This window comes from uncultured Christiangramia sp., assembly GCF_913046405.1.
Lineage (GTDB): Bacteria > Bacteroidota > Bacteroidia > Flavobacteriales > Flavobacteriaceae > Christiangramia > Christiangramia marina.
This window is the reverse complement of record NZ_CAJWRQ010000068.1, coordinates 1-17,189: the sequence shown is the minus strand read 5'-3', so window position 1 is coordinate 17,189 and position 17,189 is coordinate 1. Positions and strand designations below refer to the sequence as shown.

General features: G+C 38.1%; 12 protein-coding genes and 1 pseudogene. 7 read left to right on the top strand and 6 right to left on the bottom strand.

Annotation, left to right across the window (positions count from 1 at the left end):
- Nucleotides 1-102 precede the first annotated feature (102 nt).
- Nucleotides 103-4,401, top strand: coding sequence for a LamG-like jellyroll fold domain-containing protein (locus tag QZ620_RS09850; protein WP_295181169.1), 4,299 nt, complete (start codon nucleotides 103-105; stop codon nucleotides 4,399-4,401).
- 7 nt (nucleotides 4,402-4,408) lie between these two features.
- Here QZ620_RS09850 and rsmG read toward each other — a convergent pair whose 3' ends face one another.
- Entirely contained in the window at nucleotides 4,409-5,038 is a 630-nt protein-coding gene (gene rsmG, locus QZ620_RS09845) for a 16S rRNA (guanine(527)-N(7))-methyltransferase RsmG (protein ID WP_295181167.1), read from the bottom strand.
- 158 nt (nucleotides 5,039-5,196) lie between these two features.
- Here rsmG and QZ620_RS09840 point away from each other — a divergent pair, with 158 nt between their 5' ends.
- Entirely contained in the window at nucleotides 5,197-6,384 is a 1,188-nt protein-coding gene (locus tag QZ620_RS09840) for a pyridoxal phosphate-dependent aminotransferase (RefSeq protein WP_295181165.1), read from the top strand.
- A gap of 63 nt (nucleotides 6,385-6,447) precedes the next feature.
- Here the strand turns inward: QZ620_RS09840 and QZ620_RS09835 are convergent, their stop codons facing one another.
- Both QZ620_RS09835 and trkA read right to left on the bottom strand, forming a co-directional pair.
- Nucleotides 6,448-7,944, bottom strand: coding sequence for a potassium transporter TrkG (locus tag QZ620_RS09835; RefSeq protein WP_295181163.1), 1,497 nt, complete (start codon nucleotides 7,942-7,944; stop codon nucleotides 6,448-6,450).
- Nucleotides 7,944-9,293 (bottom strand): Trk system potassium transporter TrkA, encoded by a 1,350-nt coding sequence (gene trkA / locus QZ620_RS09830; protein ID WP_295181161.1) that lies wholly within the window; start codon nucleotides 9,291-9,293, stop codon nucleotides 7,944-7,946. The genes QZ620_RS09835 and trkA overlap by 1 nt, the downstream gene beginning before the upstream one ends.
- A gap of 131 nt (nucleotides 9,294-9,424) precedes the next feature.
- On the opposite strand from trkA, the gene ubiE reads away from it, so the two are divergent.
- Together ubiE and QZ620_RS09820 are read left to right on the top strand one after the other, a co-directional pair.
- Entirely contained in the window at nucleotides 9,425-10,153 is a 729-nt protein-coding gene (gene ubiE / locus QZ620_RS09825; RefSeq protein WP_295181159.1) for a bifunctional demethylmenaquinone methyltransferase/2-methoxy-6-polyprenyl-1,4-benzoquinol methylase UbiE, read from the top strand.
- Between the two features lie 4 nt (nucleotides 10,154-10,157).
- Nucleotides 10,158-10,865, top strand: a complete 708-nt coding sequence (locus QZ620_RS09820) for a porin family protein (protein WP_295181158.1) — start codon at nucleotides 10,158-10,160, stop codon at nucleotides 10,863-10,865.
- Here the strand turns inward: QZ620_RS09820 and QZ620_RS09815 are convergent.
- The gene (locus tag QZ620_RS09815) at nucleotides 10,852-11,592 is read right to left on the bottom strand and encodes an RNA methyltransferase (protein ID WP_295181156.1); all 741 of its coding nucleotides are present in this window, start codon (nucleotides 11,590-11,592) and stop codon (nucleotides 10,852-10,854) included. The genes QZ620_RS09820 and QZ620_RS09815 overlap by 14 nt on opposite strands.
- 135 nt (nucleotides 11,593-11,727) lie before the next feature.
- Between QZ620_RS09815 and QZ620_RS09810 the strand changes: the two genes are divergently transcribed.
- From QZ620_RS09810 to accD, 3 genes are all read left to right on the top strand, one after another.
- On the top strand, nucleotides 11,728-14,187 hold the full coding sequence (locus tag QZ620_RS09810) for a BamA/TamA family outer membrane protein (RefSeq protein WP_366935455.1): 2,460 nt from the start codon (nucleotides 11,728-11,730) through the stop codon (nucleotides 14,185-14,187).
- Between the two features lie 45 nt (nucleotides 14,188-14,232).
- On the top strand, nucleotides 14,233-15,300 hold the full coding sequence (gene fbaA, locus QZ620_RS09805) for a class II fructose-bisphosphate aldolase (protein WP_295181152.1): 1,068 nt from the start codon (nucleotides 14,233-14,235) through the stop codon (nucleotides 15,298-15,300).
- Nucleotides 15,301-15,390: 90 nt separating this feature from the next.
- Nucleotides 15,391-16,248: an acetyl-CoA carboxylase, carboxyltransferase subunit beta gene (accD, locus tag QZ620_RS09800; protein WP_295181150.1), complete on the top strand. Its 858-nt coding sequence runs from the start codon at nucleotides 15,391-15,393 to the stop codon at nucleotides 16,246-16,248.
- A 77-nt stretch (nucleotides 16,249-16,325) separates the two neighbouring features.
- On the opposite strand, the gene QZ620_RS09795 is transcribed toward accD, so the two are convergent.
- A complete protein-coding gene (locus QZ620_RS09795) occupies nucleotides 16,326-16,691 on the bottom strand; it encodes a cation transporter (RefSeq protein ID WP_295181148.1) in 366 nt (121 codons plus the stop codon).
- Nucleotides 16,692-16,701: 10 nt separating this feature from the next.
- Nucleotides 16,702-17,189 (bottom strand): annotated as a pseudogene (locus tag QZ620_RS09790) (TonB-dependent receptor); the annotation flags it as partial.

Here is a 17,189-nt window from a genome sequence, read left to right as displayed (position 1 = left end):
CAGAAATTTAAAGCTACACCTATACATAGAAGATCATTTAAAATCGTCAAATCACATTTGCCTGATTTTAATTTCTATAAAAAAACAAACTCTTTTGATAAATTGGGAAGTAGAATTGTAGCAATAAATTTTATTAAAAGAAATTATTCCTTAGAAGATAAAGATTTACTATTAAAAATCAAAGAAGAGTTTAAATCTAGAAGAGAAGCTGAAAAATATGCCCGACTAAGACTGGAGGTTTTAATTCCAGGGAATCCAAACCCGGTGGCGACCTCAACACTTGGAGATCTAAGATTCGTTCCTGTTGGGCAATGGATAGAATTTTATAATCCTCAACTTTACAATACCGGAAATAACACTCGTGTAAAAATTAGAATTGTTAACGAAAATGTTATACGTGATGGAAATGACTTTGGTATCGATGATATTTCCTTCGCTGAAATTACCGCGGTAGATTATTCTTATGAACCAACATACGATCCTGTTTGTGATAATGGTGAACTTCATCTCTATTCTAACCTGGAAGGTGGTCGTGACCCTATTACTTTTGAATGGTCTGGCCCTAACGGATTTACTTCTACTGAGGAAAATCCTGTGATATCTAATGCTACTGCGGCAGATTATTCAGGAACCTATACCTTGATTGTTACCGATTACTACGGTTGTAATAGTGAGCCAAAAACAATGGATGTAGAAATTCAGGATATAAATGCCGGAGAAGATATTACTGTATGTTCTTCTGAAGCTGAAATTCAGCTTAATGGAACAATCTCAGGATCAACGGAAGGTGGAACTTGGTCTACTGATGGTTCGGGAACTTTTTATGATGCGAATGCACTGGATGCCACCTACACGTTCAGCGAAAATGATTACACCAGTGGTGTTACGCTAACGCTTACATCAAACGATTCAGAAGTAACCTGTACAGACGAGATTTTTATTGATTTTTATCTTGCACCAGAACCAACTATAACAAATACAAATATTACATGTTTTGGAGCTAATGACGGGACATCAACAGTAGAAATTACAGAGAATACAGGAACCGCACCATTTACTTATGAATGGTTGGATGATGAGGGCAATGTAATACAAACTACGCGAAAGGCAATTGATCTTGCTCCGTCTGAAAACGGATATACGGTTGTGGTTACCGATGCTAATGGATGTAGTTCGACGCTTACTAGCGATCCTATTCTTGAACCTTCAGCTTTGGAGATTGTTTCTATTGAGACCACCGATGCTATTTGTTTTGGAGAAGCTAATGGTTCAGCAATATTAGAAGTAACCGGCGGATTTATAACCGGTGAGACTCCAGGCTATGTATTAAGCATTCTTAATAATACAGGAGAGGAAATATTAAGCCAGACCGGTGAAAGCAATATTTTTAATACGGGAGAAATTCTTGAATCAGGAGTTTATACCTTTACTGCAAATACTGAATCCGGGTGTAATCTTCTAACCGAAAATATCACGATTGGCAAGCCTGATGAAATCGTAATTAATGAAGATGAAACTCTTACCGCTGAAGAATGTGGAGTGACCAGATTTCAACTTACCGCTCAGGTAGTAGACCCTAATTTGGGAGTTGGCAGATGGGATATTATTTCACCTACCAATACTTCTGCAAGCATAGAGGATGTAACAAGCCCAAATACCTGGTTTAATGGTGAAGCTAATACTATTTATGAAGTTTCCTGGATCGTGACTCCTGCAAACGATTTATGTGGTGAAATTAGTAACACTGTTACAATTGAGGTGCCGAGTACATGTAGCAAATTGGATTTTGATGGGGTTGATGATCATATCAATGTTGGTTCTAATTTTTCAATGGGAGGAAAGGATTTTTCTTTGGAAGCTTGGATAAAACCTCATAACGTTACTGGAGTGAAGACAATTATATCCAAGAGACGTGAAGGTGATAATAATATTGGTTATGATTTGTTTTTAAATCAAGGTGTTCCAACTTTTCGGGTAAGAAACCGAAGTGTAAGCGGAACCAAAAAAGTAGATACAGATCGTTGGTATCATATAGCCGCAGTTTACAGTGCTTCCAGAATGACATTGTATGTAGATGGCATTGAAATTCAAAATAATACAAACAATATTCCTGGAGGTTCAGGAAACTTTGATGAACCATTTATTATAGGAGCGGCTTATACTGCCAATAATATCTCAAACACTAAGGAGCACTTCAATGGTTTTATCGAAGAAGTAAGGATCTGGGAGGATGAAATTAGCAAACAGCAAATTCAGTTCTTCATGAATCAAAGATTGCAGAAGACCGGAAATCAGGTCGAAGGAACAATTTTGGACAACAGTCTTAATCTTACCAATGCGCCAGAATCGCCTTCATGGAATACTTTAGTTGGTTATTACCAACTACTTGCTGAAGAAAATCTTATTACAGATGGTTCCACACCTAACCTTGGTAGCGTAGGAAATTCCGCAGCCGGTTTACTAAAAAATATCCAAAGTCTCCAGCAAAATACAGCACCCTTACCATATATCTCCAATAATGATGGGAACTGGGATACCATGAATACCTGGCTTCGCCCTGATGTTTGGGATTCTCCTAATTCTAAGGGGATCAATGAAGAATCAATTGATTGGAACATCGTGCTTACCAGCCATGACATCAAAAATTCAAATAGAAATATAAGTCTATTAGGTCTTATTTCCGAAAATGGTACAATTAAATTTGAAGGTTCTACCAATGCAAGAACTGGGATGGGATCTGGTTATGGTCTCCTGATATCACATTATCTCAAATTAGATGGTGTGATAGATTTAAATGGTGAGTCTCAGTTAGTTCAACCTGAAGGCAGTATTCTGGATCCACTAAGTTCTGGAAATCTGCAAATAGATCAGCAGGGAAAAGCGAACAGTTACAATTACAATTACTGGACTTCTCCCGTCTCCAATGCCAACACCTCTGGAGTAAACAATGGGTTTTCATTAAACAATGTGCTTTATAATGGCTCTAATCCATTCATTTTTAGACCTAATTTCGCCGCAGCAGATGGAAGCGATATTGTTCTGAGTTCCTATTGGTTATATACTTTTAGCGGAGAGGCAGATGATTATTTTACATGGCTGCAATTCGATGAAACCTTTAAACTAGAACCAGGAATTGGTTACAGTATGAAAGGAACTTCAGGTGCTGCAGATTTGAACGTTCACCAGAACTATACCTTCCGTGGTATGCCTAATAATGGAGATATTTCTGTAGCGGTGGGAGAGGATCAGAATCTACTTACCGGTAATCCTTACCCTTCTGCAATAGATTCAGAAAAATTTATTGAGGAGAATGCGATACAACAACAAAATTTCAATGGCTCACTATATTTCTGGGATCATTTTGGTAAGATCGACAGTCATTATCTAGAAGAATATGTAGGTGGATATGCAGTATTGAATAAATCTGGTTCGGTATCTTCAGCCAGTTCCATTGATTCGAGAATTCAAACGGAGACAGATCTTCGAGGCTCTAAAAAACCAGGAAGATATATTCCGGTTGGTCAGGGCTTCTTTATAAATACTCAAGGTGCTTCAAACCCGCAGCAAATTACTTTTAAAAATAAGTACCGAGTTTTTGTTCCAGAAAGTTCCGGAAACTCTCAATTCCATTCACAGGAAGAGGATCCGAAGAAAACGGCGGAGAATGAATATGAAAAAGATACCAGACATAAGATTAGATTAAAACTGGAATCTCCTAAAGGTTACCACCGCCAAATTCTTGCCACGGCAGATGTCAATACTACCGATGGCTTTGATCTTGGATATGACGCACCCCTTATCGAAAACAATGTGGAAGATCTCTACTGGATGATCGATGAATCTGAATTCGTAATTCAGGGTGTTCCAGACTTCAATAAAGCCAGAGTTCTGCCTATAGGTTTCAAAATTGCTGAAGCTGGCGAGTATACTATCAAGATCGATGAACTGGAAAATATTCAAAATGATATCGATATCTTTCTTTATGATACGGAAATCGAAAAATATCATGACCTAATAAAGTCTGATTACAAGGTGACTACCGATAGCGTAGGTATTTTTAATGAAAAATACCAGATCGTTTTTCAGAAGCTTGAAGAGGAAGTTTCCGAAGAAGTTGTAGAAGAAAAGCCAGAAGTAGTAGAGGAATCAGAGCCGGAGTTTCTGGATATGAGATATCTGCGCCAAACAGATGAAATTGCGCTATACAATCCAGACCTTCAGAATATAGATTTCGTTGAACTTTACAGTGTTTCTGGACAGAAGATCATGACCTTTAGCGAAATTCCTACGGAAGAATCAATAAGCCTAAGAATTCAACAGAAGTTGAGTTCTGCAGTGTATGTAGTCAAGATCTATGTTGGGGAAAAGAGCTATTCCAAAAAGGTGATTATAACCAAATAATCTGGAATTAACCTTTATATTTCATGGGTAAATAGACTACTTTCTTGGTATCATAGAAGTCTTCTTCAAAATAATCGGACAGTTCAAAGATCTGGGCTGTCCGGTAATCCTTTAATTCTTCTGAAAGATCTCCGCCTTTCAGATATAAAATTCCGTTTTTGAAATCGTGCTTACTTTCCTTAGCGATCTTACCTTTCACCCAACGAACAAAAGTTGGCATTACTGCTACAGCTCTACTTACGATAAAATCATACTGACCCTTTAAATCTTCTACTCGCTGATTATAAGTGGTCACATTCTCGAGTCCCAGACCTTCTGAAACCTCGTCGACCACTTTAATTTTCTTGCCTATAGAATCTACAAGATCAAATTTAGTTTCGGGATGCAGGATGGCTAAAGGAATTCCTGGAAACCCCCCGCCGGTTCCTACGTCAAGAACTCTTGATCCTGGAAGAAACGCCTGAACCTTTGCTATTCCCAAAGAATGTAAAACGTGGCGAATGTATAATTCGTCAATATCTTTCCTGGACACCACGTTAATTTTAAGGTTCCAGTCTTTATATAATTCTTCCAGTTTTTCAAACTTCTGAAGTTGATCTTCAGTTAAATTTGGGAAATATTTCTTTATTAGTTCCAAAGCATTCAATTTTCAGCAAAAATAGGCATTTTTTTATGTCCATTTTTTCTGAATAAACAGTAGCTGAAAATTTTAATATTATAACTTTGAAATGTTTCCGAAGCAGATGCTACATTGAAGTAAAGGAGCATTTTCAGAATCATTAAAAAATTAAAGACATGCAGGAAAAACTATCGAACCGAATAAATGCGATGGCAACATCCCAAACACTTGCAATGGCTGCGAAAGCCAGAGAATTGAAAGCGGAAGGGAAGGATATTATTGGCCTAAGTCTTGGAGAACCAGATTTTAATACTCCAGATTTCATTAAGGATGCCGCAATACAGGCCATTAATGATAATTACAATTCCTATACGCCGGTCGATGGTTATGTTGAATTGAAGGATGCTATTATTTCTAAATTTAAAAGAGATAATGATCTTACCTATGATCGCTCACAGATTGTTGTCTCAACCGGTGCCAAGCAATCCCTGGCTAATGTAGCTATGGTTGTTCTTAATCCTGGAGACGAGGTACTACTACCCTGCCCATATTGGGTGAGTTATGCTGAAATTGTAAAACTAGCAGAAGGTGTTCCAGTGGAAGTTCCAACCAGTGTGGAGACCAATTTTAAGATCACTCCAGAACAGCTGGAAGCTTCTATCACTCCTAAAACCAAGATGATCTGGTATAGTTCTCCTTGTAATCCTAGTGGAATGGTTTACAGTAAAGAAGAATTAAGAGCACTAGCAGATGTACTCAAAAAATATCCGGATATTGTGGTGGTAAGTGATGAGATCTATGAGCATATTAATTTTGTAGGAGATCATGCTTCCATGGCTCAATTCGAAGATATGTATGACCGTACGGTAACGGTAAATGGTGTTTCAAAGGCATTCGCAATGACCGGATGGAGAATTGGATATATTGGAGCTCCGGCTTACATCGCTCGAGCCTGTAATAAAATGCAGGGACAAATTACCAGTGGTGCTAACTGTATTGCGCAGCGTGCTGTCATCACTGCTTTGGAAGCTCCGGTGAGCAAGATTAGTCATATGATCGATACTTTTAAATCAAGAAGAAAGCTGATTATTGATCACCTGAATGAGATTGACGGATTTGTTACTACCGAACCTCAGGGAGCGTTTTATGTGTTTCCAAATATTTCGGCCTTCTTCGGAAAGACGATCGATGGTACTAAAATCGAAAATGCAAGTGACTTTTCGATGTTATTATTAGAAAAAGCGAATGTTGCCACAGTAACTGGTGAAGCTTTTGGAAATCCTGACTGTATTCGTATTTCATACGCTGCAAGTGAAAGTCAGATTGAGGAAGCTATTAAAAGAATAAAAGAAGTATTATCATAATTGCAATTATGCACAGAACAAAAAAACCGGCCTTGGCCGGTTTTTTTGTTCTATAAATTTAGATTATCTGTTACGCCAGAAGAAAGGCGTTAATATGATAAGCACAGTAAATAGTTCCAGTCTACCTATGAGCATTAAGAAAGCTGACCACCATTTTCCAAAATCTGATAATATGTCAAAATTGTTCACGGGACTTAAACCTCCAAAAGCAGGTCCAATATTCCCAAGAGAAGATGCAGCACCTCCAATAGCCGTTTGAAAATCCAGTCCCATTCCTGCGAATACTACTGCTCCAATGATAAAGGAGAGCATATACAGTATAAAAAAGCCCAGGATATTAAAAACGATCTCCTTACTAATCGACTTCCCATTGAATCGTACAGGAAGAATTGCATTAGGATGTAAGGTTCTCTTAAATTCTATGATTCCGTTCTTGATCATGATAATATGCCGCATCACTTTTACTCCACCTGCAGTACTCCCTGCGGAACCACCCAAAAAGAATAATCCGAAATAGAGAATAGTTAGAAAAGGTGTCCACATCGTATAATCGGCAGAAACAAATCCGGTAGTGGTAATCACGGTTAAAACCTGGAACAGAGAATGTCTGAAGGCACTTTCGGCTTCACCCCAAACCATTGGATGCTCGATACTTGAAATTGCAACATCTGCCTGGAAATAGACCACCAGCGCTGAAATTGCCGTAAACCCGAAGATGAAAAACATATACCATTTAAACTCATCATCATGCAGAATTTTCTGCACCTGACCCTTAAAAGCAAAATAACTCAGTACAAAGTTACTACCCGCGAGCAGCATGAAGAGAATGATAATATACTGAATTGCAGGATTATCGTTCCAGTAAGCCAGACTGGCGTTTTTTGTAGAAAACCCTCCTGTAGATAAGGTACTGAAAGCGTGATTGATGGCGTCAAAAAATGTCATTCCAGCTACCCACAATAGAATAGTTTCGGCTACTGTATAGGAAACATAGATAAGCCATAGACGCTTGGCGGTATCTGTAATTCGAGGCTTTAATTTATCTGCGCTTGGACCAGGGGATTCGGCAGAGAATAGCTGCATCCCTCCTATTCCAAGCAACGGCAGGATCGCAATGGCTAAAACGATAATTCCCATTCCGCCAATCCAATGAGTTAAACTTCTCCAGAATAGAATACCCTTTGGAATCGCTTCAATATCATTAAGAATGGAGGCACCGGTAGTGGTGTATCCAGACATAGTTTCGAAAAACGCATTTGTAAAAGTTGGTATAGACTCACTAATGAGGTAAGGGAGACTACCACTTAAAGCCATAAAGATCCATCCAAAAGTTACAATAATATAACCTTCTCTTTTCTTTACCTCCTTACTATGGCCACGGGTAGTGAACATCAGCAAGGTCCCCGTAAATAATGTTACAAGAGCAGCGGTTGAAATTTCAAGAGTTACACCGTCATCGTAAATATAACTTACAAGGGTTGCTAAAAGCATAAAGCCACCATTACACAGCAGCAATAATCCCATCACATGAAGAATTATCTGATAATTCAATCTGGGCATTAGAGGAACAGTTTTTCTACTTTGTTAATAGATCTCGGTAGACAACAAACCACAATTCTGTCTCCGGGTTTGATAAGAAAATCACCTAGAGCGATTAAACCTTTTCCATCGCGAATAATTCCACCAATTATTGCTGAACGTGGGAAATCCAGATCCTTGATCTTTTTATTTGAAACCTGGGAGTTTGGTTTTACGATAAACTCCAGAAGTTCGGCATTCATGTTATTCAGCTTGGTCATCGCCACGACCTCACCTTTTCTTACATAACGGAAGATATTATTGGCAGCCAGTAGTTTCTTATTTATAAGAGTATCTATTCCAATAGAGTGACTTAGCTGAAAATAATCCATATTCTCGACCAAAGAGATAGTTTTCTTAACGCTTTTGGATTTGGCTACCAAACAGGACATAATATTAGTTTCTGAATTTCCTGTCACAGCAATAAAAGCATCCATATCATGGATGTTTTCTTCTTCCAGTAATTCAACATTGCGACCATCTCCGTTGATAATTAATACGTTGGGAAGTTCATCAGCCAGTTCGTATGCTTTTTCACGATCTTTCTCTACCAGCTTTACATTGAAATTATTACGACAAAGATCCTGTGCTGTTTTTCTGCCAATCTTACTACCCCCAAGAACCATTATATTCTTGATATCCTGTCGAACTTTCCCCGTCAGTTTATATAATTCCTCTACACCATTTTTTAAAGTGATAAAATATACCTGATCACCTTCTTTAAATTGGGTATCTCCTCTAGGTATCAATGTATACTGTGTTCCAAATCTTTGAATTGCAATAGGAACAAAGTTTAGTTCTGGAAATATCTTGGCTGCTTCCTTTACTGTCTTTCCTACAAAGGTCGCAGTTCTGGATAAACTCACTCCGATCATGGTTAGTGCACCCTCTTCAAATTCGTAGCTATCATTGAACGCCGACTGGTTCAGCAGCAATTCGATTTCACGCGAAGCAAGAGCTTCCGGAGAAATAAGTTCATCTATCCCGAAACGAGTGAATCCCAGTTCTCCCTGATTTTCGAGATATTCGGTATTTGAAATTCTGGCGATCGTTCTTTTAGCTCCAAGCTGCTTGGCCAGTACACATACGGTAATATTAGTTGCCTCACTTGAGGTGACGCTAATTACCATATCTGTATGTTTCACCTGCGCATCCTTTAATATCCTGATGGAACTGGCATCGCCTTTAATAGTCCTAATATCCAAGTGAGTATCAGCATAAGCAAGATTATCTCTGTTTGGGTCAATTAGCGTAATATCCTGAGATTCAAAGGAAAGTAATTTAGCTAAATGAAATCCTACTTCACCTGCGCCGGCGATAATTATTTTCATATAACAGCTTCAAATTGTGAAAGCAAAGTTAAGTTATTTTGCAGAAAGGAAAAATCTCTTTTCAGAGATAAAAAATCGGCTAATATCCGTTATTTTCCACATATCAGTTATCTTTGAAGCAAATTTCACCTATGAGTAAGAAAGTTACTCCATATAAAGACTCGCAGCTCACCAAAAAAAAGCAGGTAGAACAAATGTTCGACAATATATCTGACAACTATGATGGGCTTAACAGGGTTATTTCTATGGGAACCGATGTTAGCTGGCGAAAGAAGGTTGTTGCTGCAGTTGCTGCAACAAATCCAGATAGTATCCTTGATATTGCTACCGGAACTGGCGATCTAGCCATTCAAATGGCTAATACCGGGGCGTCTAGAATCGTTGGTCTTGACCTGTCTGACGGAATGTTAAGTGTTGGTAGAAAAAAGATTGCTGCTAAAAAGCTGGATGTTGGAATTGAGATGATTCAGGGGGATTCTGAAAATTTGCCATTTGAAGCTGACAGTTTTGATGCAATTACTGTTGCCTTTGGGGTTCGAAATTTTGAAAACCTGGAACTCGGACTATCAGAGATATTTCGTGTTTTAAAACCTGGTGGTATTTTCGTGGTTCTGGAAACTTCAGTTCCAACGAGATTTCCATTTAAACAGGGCTATAAGATATATTCATCTATGATATTACCGGCTATAGGAAAGTTATTTTCGAAGGACAAGGATGCCTACTCCTACCTGAGCGAGAGTGCTGCAAGTTTTCCTTATGGTAAGGAGTTCAACAATATTTTGTCAAAAACCGGGTTTACTAATGTGAGAGACTTACCTCAAACTCTGGGAGTCTCCACTATATACATTGCTTCAAAGTAGATACATGAAGAAATTTTTTATAATTGCCCTTTTTCTATTCATTTCAACTGCATCATTCGCCCAGCTATTTTCTGGAGAGAGTATTGAAAATCAACCAAATGTCGATAATAAAAGATGGTCATGGGGTTATTTTCTAGGCTTTAATAGCTACGATTTTGATTTTGACTATATCGATTATAATCCAAGCACAGTTACTGGTAAAGATTACCTTGTTGAAACTCGTACTGGTTTTAATGTAGGACTCATTGGCAATTTAAAGCTAAACGATCATTTTGATCTTCGTTTTGAACCTGGTGTAAATTTTAACACCAGGGGATTTCAATTGTATAGTGCAGACATCAATACATTCAGGGAAATTAATTCCACGTATGTACATCTACCACTTTTGGTAAAGTTCAATGCAAACCGACTGAACAATTTCCGTCCTTTCGTAGTTGGCGGTATAAGCACTTCAATTAATCTTAGCAGTAACGAAAATAATCCTGACGATATCACTGCGGGTCAGTTTAGGATGAAAACTAATTCTTACTACTATGAACTTGGCTTCGGAATAGATATTTATTTGTACTATTTTAAATTTTCTCCGTCTATTCGTGGCGTTTTCGCCATTAACGATGAGTTAGTTCGAGATAATGATCCTAATAGTATTTATACAGAAAACGTAGATTCTATGTCTTCAAGAGCTGTTTTTATCAACTTCACTTTCCAATAGACTCCTGTCTTCGGAATTCTGCAAGCGTAATAGCTGTTGCCGTAGCCACATTAAGACTTTCAGTATTTTGCTCCTTACCATATTGGGGAATGCTTATCTTCTGCTTCACTAATTTCTGAATTTCAGAAGAAATGCCATTTGCCTCATTTCCAAAGATGACAAAACTTTCTGAATCTAAGGCACTTTGATAAATATCGGCACCCTCTAAAAGAGTTCCGTAAATGGGGAAAGATTGTTTTTTAGAAATAAATTCATGCAAGTCTGTATACACAATATTTACACGGGACAGAGAACCCATACTGGCCTGTACTACTTTGGAATTAAAACAGTCTACTGTATCTCTGGAACATATAAGATCTGTGATCCCAAACCAGTCGCAAAGCCTGATGATCGTTCCAAGATTTCCAGGGTCTCGAACGCCATCCAAAACTACCTTTAAACCATTTTCTGCTATCGGTAAGTCTTCTCGCATTCTGAAAACTGCTAGATAATCTGGAGCCGTAGTCAGGGAACTTATCCTGGCCAGATCGGTTGAGTTCGCCTCAAAGAAATCGAGCTCGTTAACCTCTTCTAAATTACAGGAGCCAAACAAAGCATACAGCTCAAAATCAGATCTTAAAAACTCTTTTACCCCTTTAATTCCTTCAACAATGAATAGCTTTTCACGAAGCCTGTGCTTTTTTTGAGAAAGACTTTTTATTAACTTAATCTGGCTTTTGCTTACCATACAAAAAATGTATTTTTGAGCCCTAATCGATTATACTTGACACGGCTTCTCGCAAAAATATTATTATTTTTTTTAACGACTGTTCTTATCCTTAGCTGTAATGCTGTAAAACGATTAGAAGCCGATCAAAATTTATTGGTTAAAAACGAAATCTTTGCCAATGACGAACTAGTCAAGGATTCCCGAATTAAGAATCAGCTTTACCAGGAACCTAATACCAAACTATTAGGTTTTCCGCTTAGACTGCATTTCTACAATTTAGCACGGCCCGAAATTGACAGCATCCTTACAGAAAAATTTCTTGAGAACGAATCCAGAAGAAAGCGTCTCACAGCAATACTATCCAAAAAACAATTTGATCAATACATTTATTCCAAAAAGGAGTTTAATCAGTGGATCAAAAGAACTGGAGAGGCACCTGTCGTTTTGAATAAAGAACAAGCCGTTAAGTCTGTCAACCGTTTGAAATCCTGGTACTGGAATAATGGCTGGTTCAATGTAGAAGCAGATTACAAGGTGTTGCCTATAGAAAATAAAGAAAAACGGGCTAAAGTAGAATACTATATCAAACCGGGAAAGCCTTACACGCTTGATTCCCTTACTACAGAAATTGCCTCACCAGCTCTGGATAGTCTTTACCAATCTAACAAAACTGAAAGTGAGATCATAGCTGGCACGCAGTATAACACTATAGCTTTCAACGAAGAAAGAGATAGATTATCAGACCTTTTTAGAAATAATGGCGTTTATAATTTTGATCAGGAATATATTAGTTTCGACGCAGATACTGTGGATACAAACCACAGATTGAACACTACTCTGATCATCAAGAATGAGCGGAATAATATAGGAGACAGTATCACAAGAACACCCTTCAAGATCCATACGATAAGTAAAGTAAAGATCTTCACAGATTATAGTTTCGCTAACCGTAACATGCCGATTCTGGACAGTGCTACTTATCGGCGTTATGAGCTGTTTAGTTTTGATGAAATGCGCTACAAACCCGAAGCGGTCACCGATGCTGTTTTTATAAGACCTGGCATGATCTATCGTGATCTTGACCGAACAAGAACCTATAACAGACTCAATTCACTGCGAGTTTTTAAGTATCCCAATATTCAGTATACTCCAGATCCTTCAGATAGCACCAATACTAAATTGATCTCTAATATTTTTCTTAGTCCGCTTCCAAAGTATTCACTTGGTTTCGATTTTGATGTATCACAAAGTAATATTCAGAAATTCGGTATTGGATTTGGAGGTTCCTTCCTGATCAGGAACATTTTTGGCGGACTGGAGAATCTTGAATTATCCGGTCGCGGCAGTATAGCGTCATCAACAGATGCAGCCGCTAGCGCTGATAAAAACCGTTTTTTCGATATTACTGAAGTTGGTGCCGATCTAAAGCTGACCCTTCCGAGGATATTTCTACCTATAGATACGGAAAGGCTTATTAAGAAATACATGGCACCTTTTACCAGTATGAGTCTTGGATTTAGCTCCCAGCGAAATATTGGTCTGGATAAGCAAACGTTTTCAGGAATCCTGAATTATAACTGGAATCCATCCAAACAGCTTACTAACAGCATCGATCTACTCAATATCCAATACGTTCGAAATTTAAATACTGAAAACTACTTTAATGTCTATCGGAATTCATTTGAAGAATTAAATTCTATTGCACAGCGAAGTAATTTTAACTTCAGCACTCCGGGAAGTGACCTGCAAATCCCGGAAGAGGCCGATGGTTTTATAGACTATGTCATTAACGAGGACAGAACCAACACGGGACTCGAAAATGAAGACTATTTGAATACGCTAGACATATATGAACGAAAACTAAGACTCACTCAAAATAACCTTATTTTCGCCTCCAGCTACACCTATCTCTGGAATACGAGAGAGAACCTTTATGACAGAGAGTTTTCCCGATTCAGGTTCAAACTGGAAACCGCAGGGAATGTTCTATCTGCCCTTTCAAATGTTTTTAACTATCCTGTAAACGACCAGGGTAATGAGAAAGTTCTTGGGGTGGCTTATTCACAGTATGTGAAAACCGAACTGGATTTTATCAAACACTGGGATCTCGGGAGTGATCAGATCTTTGCCGTGAGAGCATTTGGAGGAATCGCTATTCCATATGGCAATGCGAATGATATTCCAATTACTAAGACTTTTTTCGCCGGCGGCCCTAATGACAATCGTGCGTGGCAAGCTTATGACCTTGGACCCGGCAGCAGCGGTAGTATTCTGGAATTCAATGAAGCTAATCTTAAACTTGCCTTCAACGGAGAATATCGCTTCGGAATCTTTGACCAGTTCAAGGGTGCCTTATTCGTAGATGTTGGAAATATCTGGAATGTTCTCGACTCAAGGACTTCTAAAGATGTAGTTTTTGAAGAATTTTCAGATCTTGAGGAATTAGCTGTTGGTAGTGGATTTGGACTTCGGTATGACTTTAACTTTTTTGTCTTAAGATTTGATATCGGCTTTAAAACTCACGATCCAGGACAACCTGAAGGAGATCGATGGTTTCAGGAGTATAATTTCAACCATGCTGTTTATAACGTAGGAATCAATTATCCTTTCTAAGCCAGTTTATTTTCTTATTTTTGTGAACATAATCAACTAAAAGTTATGAGTCACAATATCAAACCGGGCGTTGCCACTGGAAAAGAAGTTCAGGAGATTTTCAATTATGCTAAAGAGAAAGGTTTTGCCCTTCCCGCTGTTAACGTAATTGGATCAAGTAGTGTGAATGCTGTTCTGGAAACTGCTGCTGAGTTAAACTCCCCTGTTATTATTCAATTTTCTAATGGTGGTGCGCAATTTAACGCTGGTAAAGGATTATCGAATGAAGGAGAACAGGCTGCAATTGCCGGTGGAGTTGCTGGTGCAAAACATGTGCACGAAATGGCTAAACTTTACGGTGTACCAGTAATCATGCATACAGATCACTGTGCTAAAAAATTACTTCCGTGGATTGACGGACTTTTAGATGCCAGTGAAAAACACTACGAACAATTTGGTAAACCCTTATATAGTTCTCACATGATAGATCTTTCCGAAGAACCTTTGGAAGAGAATATGGAGATCTGTAAAAAATATCTTGAGAGAATGTCCAAAATGGGAATGACTCTGGAGATCGAACTTGGAATTACCGGTGGTGAGGAAGATGGAGTAGACAACTCTGATGTTGATGCTTCCAAACTTTATACTCAGCCTGAAGAAGTTGCCTATGCTTACGAAGAGTTAAGCAAAGTGAGTGATCAATTCACTATCGCTGCAGCTTTCGGAAATGTGCACGGTGTTTACAAGCCAGGGAACGTAAAGTTGACTCCAAAAATCCTAAAGAATTCTCAGGAATATATTACTAAGAAATACAATGTAGAAGAAAACCATATCGATTTTGTTTTCCATGGTGGAAGTGGCTCTACAGTAGAAGAAATTCGTGAAGCTATTGGATATGGTGTTATCAAAATGAATATTGATACCGATCTTCAATATGCATACCTGGAAGGAATTCGTGATTATATGGAAGCTAAAAAGGATTACCTGGCTACACAAATTGGAAATCCCGATGGTGAAGATGTTCCTAACAAGAAATATTACGATCCACGTAAATGGGTTAGAGAGGGTGAATTGACTTTCAAGACACGTCTAAAGAAAGCTTTTGAGGACCTTAATAACGTAAATACATTATAAATAATAATTTTAAACAGTCTTTTTCTTCGGAATTAGACTGTTTTTTATTGCCATAAATTTGACAACCCTGACGATTAAAATTTGAAAGAAATGGCTTGGTTTAAAAGAACGCAAAAAGGAATTCAAACTCCTACTGAAGATAAGAAAGATGTCCCTAAAGGCTTGTGGTATAAATCACCTACCGGGAAGATCGTAGATGCTGAACAACTGGAAAGCAATTTTTATGTAAGTCCGGAAGATGGATACCACGTAAGAATTGGTAGCAATGAATATTTTAAGATCCTTTTTGATGATAATAATTTCAAGGAACTTGATAAGAATGTTACTTCTAAGGATCCTTTAAATTTTGAGGATACTAAAAAATACACCGATAGACTTAAAGCTGCGCAGGAAAAGACTGGTTTAAAAGATGCTGTACGAACTGCTGTTGGAAAATCTAAGGGAAAAGACCTGGTGATCGCATGTATGGATTTTAAATTCATTGGTGGTTCCATGGGGTCTGTTGTAGGAGAAAAAATTGCCCGAGCAGCAGATTATGCACTTCATAATAAAATTCCATTTATGATCATCTCCAAATCTGGAGGTGCCAGAATGCAGGAAGCTGCACTCTCATTGATGCAACTTGCAAAAACTTCAGTGAAGTTAGCGCAACTTGCCAATGCACAGATTCCTTATATATCCCTTGCCACAGATCCTACTACTGGAGGAACTACTGCGAGTTTCGCTATGTTAGGAGATATTAATATTTCTGAACCAGGAGCATTAATTGGGTTTGCAGGGCCAAGAGTTGTAAAAGATACCACCGGGAAAGATCTTCCAAAGGATTTCCAGACTTCAGAGTTTCTGAAAGAAAAAGGGTTCTTAGACTTTATCACACATAGATCTGAATTGAAAAATAAGGTGAATTTATACCTTGATTTAATTCAGAATCAACCAGTGAGAAAATAAGTAGATATTTCTGTGTTTACATAACAAAAAAACGACCTGTTCTCTCAGGTCGTTTTTTTTGTTTCTGTACTTCAGCATTAATCGATCTTTCCTGAAACATGATCTTCTCTAACTTCTGGATCGCGATACTTGCAACAATCGTCAAGCTTAGCATAAGCTTCATCTGTAGCTTTTAAGCTATCGAGATCATGCCCGGCATCCAGAATATTGCCTTGAATCGTTTTAAGATCTGTTTTATTTTCATTGAAGATCAACTGTAGTTCCTGAGTTTCTAAGTTCCAATCGGCAAATTTCACACCCTTCGATGTTATACCTGCTTTCTCGATTCTATTCTTGCACATCATACAAACACCATCCACTTGAAATGATGCCTTCGCATTGCGATCCTGAGCAAACATGCTGGTAGAACCTATCATAAAAATTAATAATACTAAATATTTCATATTCTTCTGTTTAATTCAATTTAAATCTAAAACCTGCGTAGTATAAATTACCAAAAACGGGACCATAAACTAGGGTTGAGTCAAAATAATCTCCAAAGGGATCTTCCGCAGCAAGTATTGGTCGATCCTGTCTAACGTTTGTAATATTTTCTCCTCCAATATAAATTTCAAATCTAGCTGAGAAAACCCTGGTTATTTGTGCATTTATTGTACTTAATGATGGTGAATATTCTCCTACCCGGAACTCCTCCGGATTCGCGGCTGTAGACGGAAATCGTTGCTCCCCGAGCCAATTATAGGTAGCGTCAAACTTCCACTGACTATTATTTTTAATTTCGGTCTCATAGGAAAGATTCGCAAAGATTCTATGTTCCGGGATAAGGGGCTTTATCTTAGTTCCAGGCTGGTACTTAGTTTTTACATCGTAAAATTTATAAGCCATTCTAAGATCGAGGCGCTCTGCAGGATTGTAGCTCAATTCAGCTTGAAAACTATTCG

Coding starts and splice junctions, on each gene's coding strand:
- QZ620_RS09840 (WP_295181165.1), top strand. CDS start 5,197: ATGCAGGAAAAACTATCGAACCGAATAAATGCGATGGCAACATCCCAA.
- QZ620_RS09835 (WP_295181163.1), bottom strand. CDS start 7,944: ATGCCCAGATTGAATTATCAGATAATTCTTCATGTGATGGGATTATTG.
- trkA (WP_295181161.1), bottom strand. CDS start 9,293: ATGAAAATAATTATCGCCGGCGCAGGTGAAGTAGGATTTCATTTAGCT.
- ubiE (WP_295181159.1), top strand. CDS start 9,425: ATGAGTAAGAAAGTTACTCCATATAAAGACTCGCAGCTCACCAAAAAA.
- QZ620_RS09820 (WP_295181158.1), top strand. CDS start 10,158: ATGAAGAAATTTTTTATAATTGCCCTTTTTCTATTCATTTCAACTGCA.
- QZ620_RS09815 (WP_295181156.1), bottom strand. CDS start 11,592: ATGGTAAGCAAAAGCCAGATTAAGTTAATAAAAAGTCTTTCTCAAAAA.
- fbaA (WP_295181152.1), top strand. CDS start 14,233: ATGAGTCACAATATCAAACCGGGCGTTGCCACTGGAAAAGAAGTTCAG.
- accD (WP_295181150.1), top strand. CDS start 15,391: ATGGCTTGGTTTAAAAGAACGCAAAAAGGAATTCAAACTCCTACTGAA.
- QZ620_RS09795 (WP_295181148.1), bottom strand. CDS start 16,691: ATGAAATATTTAGTATTATTAATTTTTATGATAGGTTCTACCAGCATG.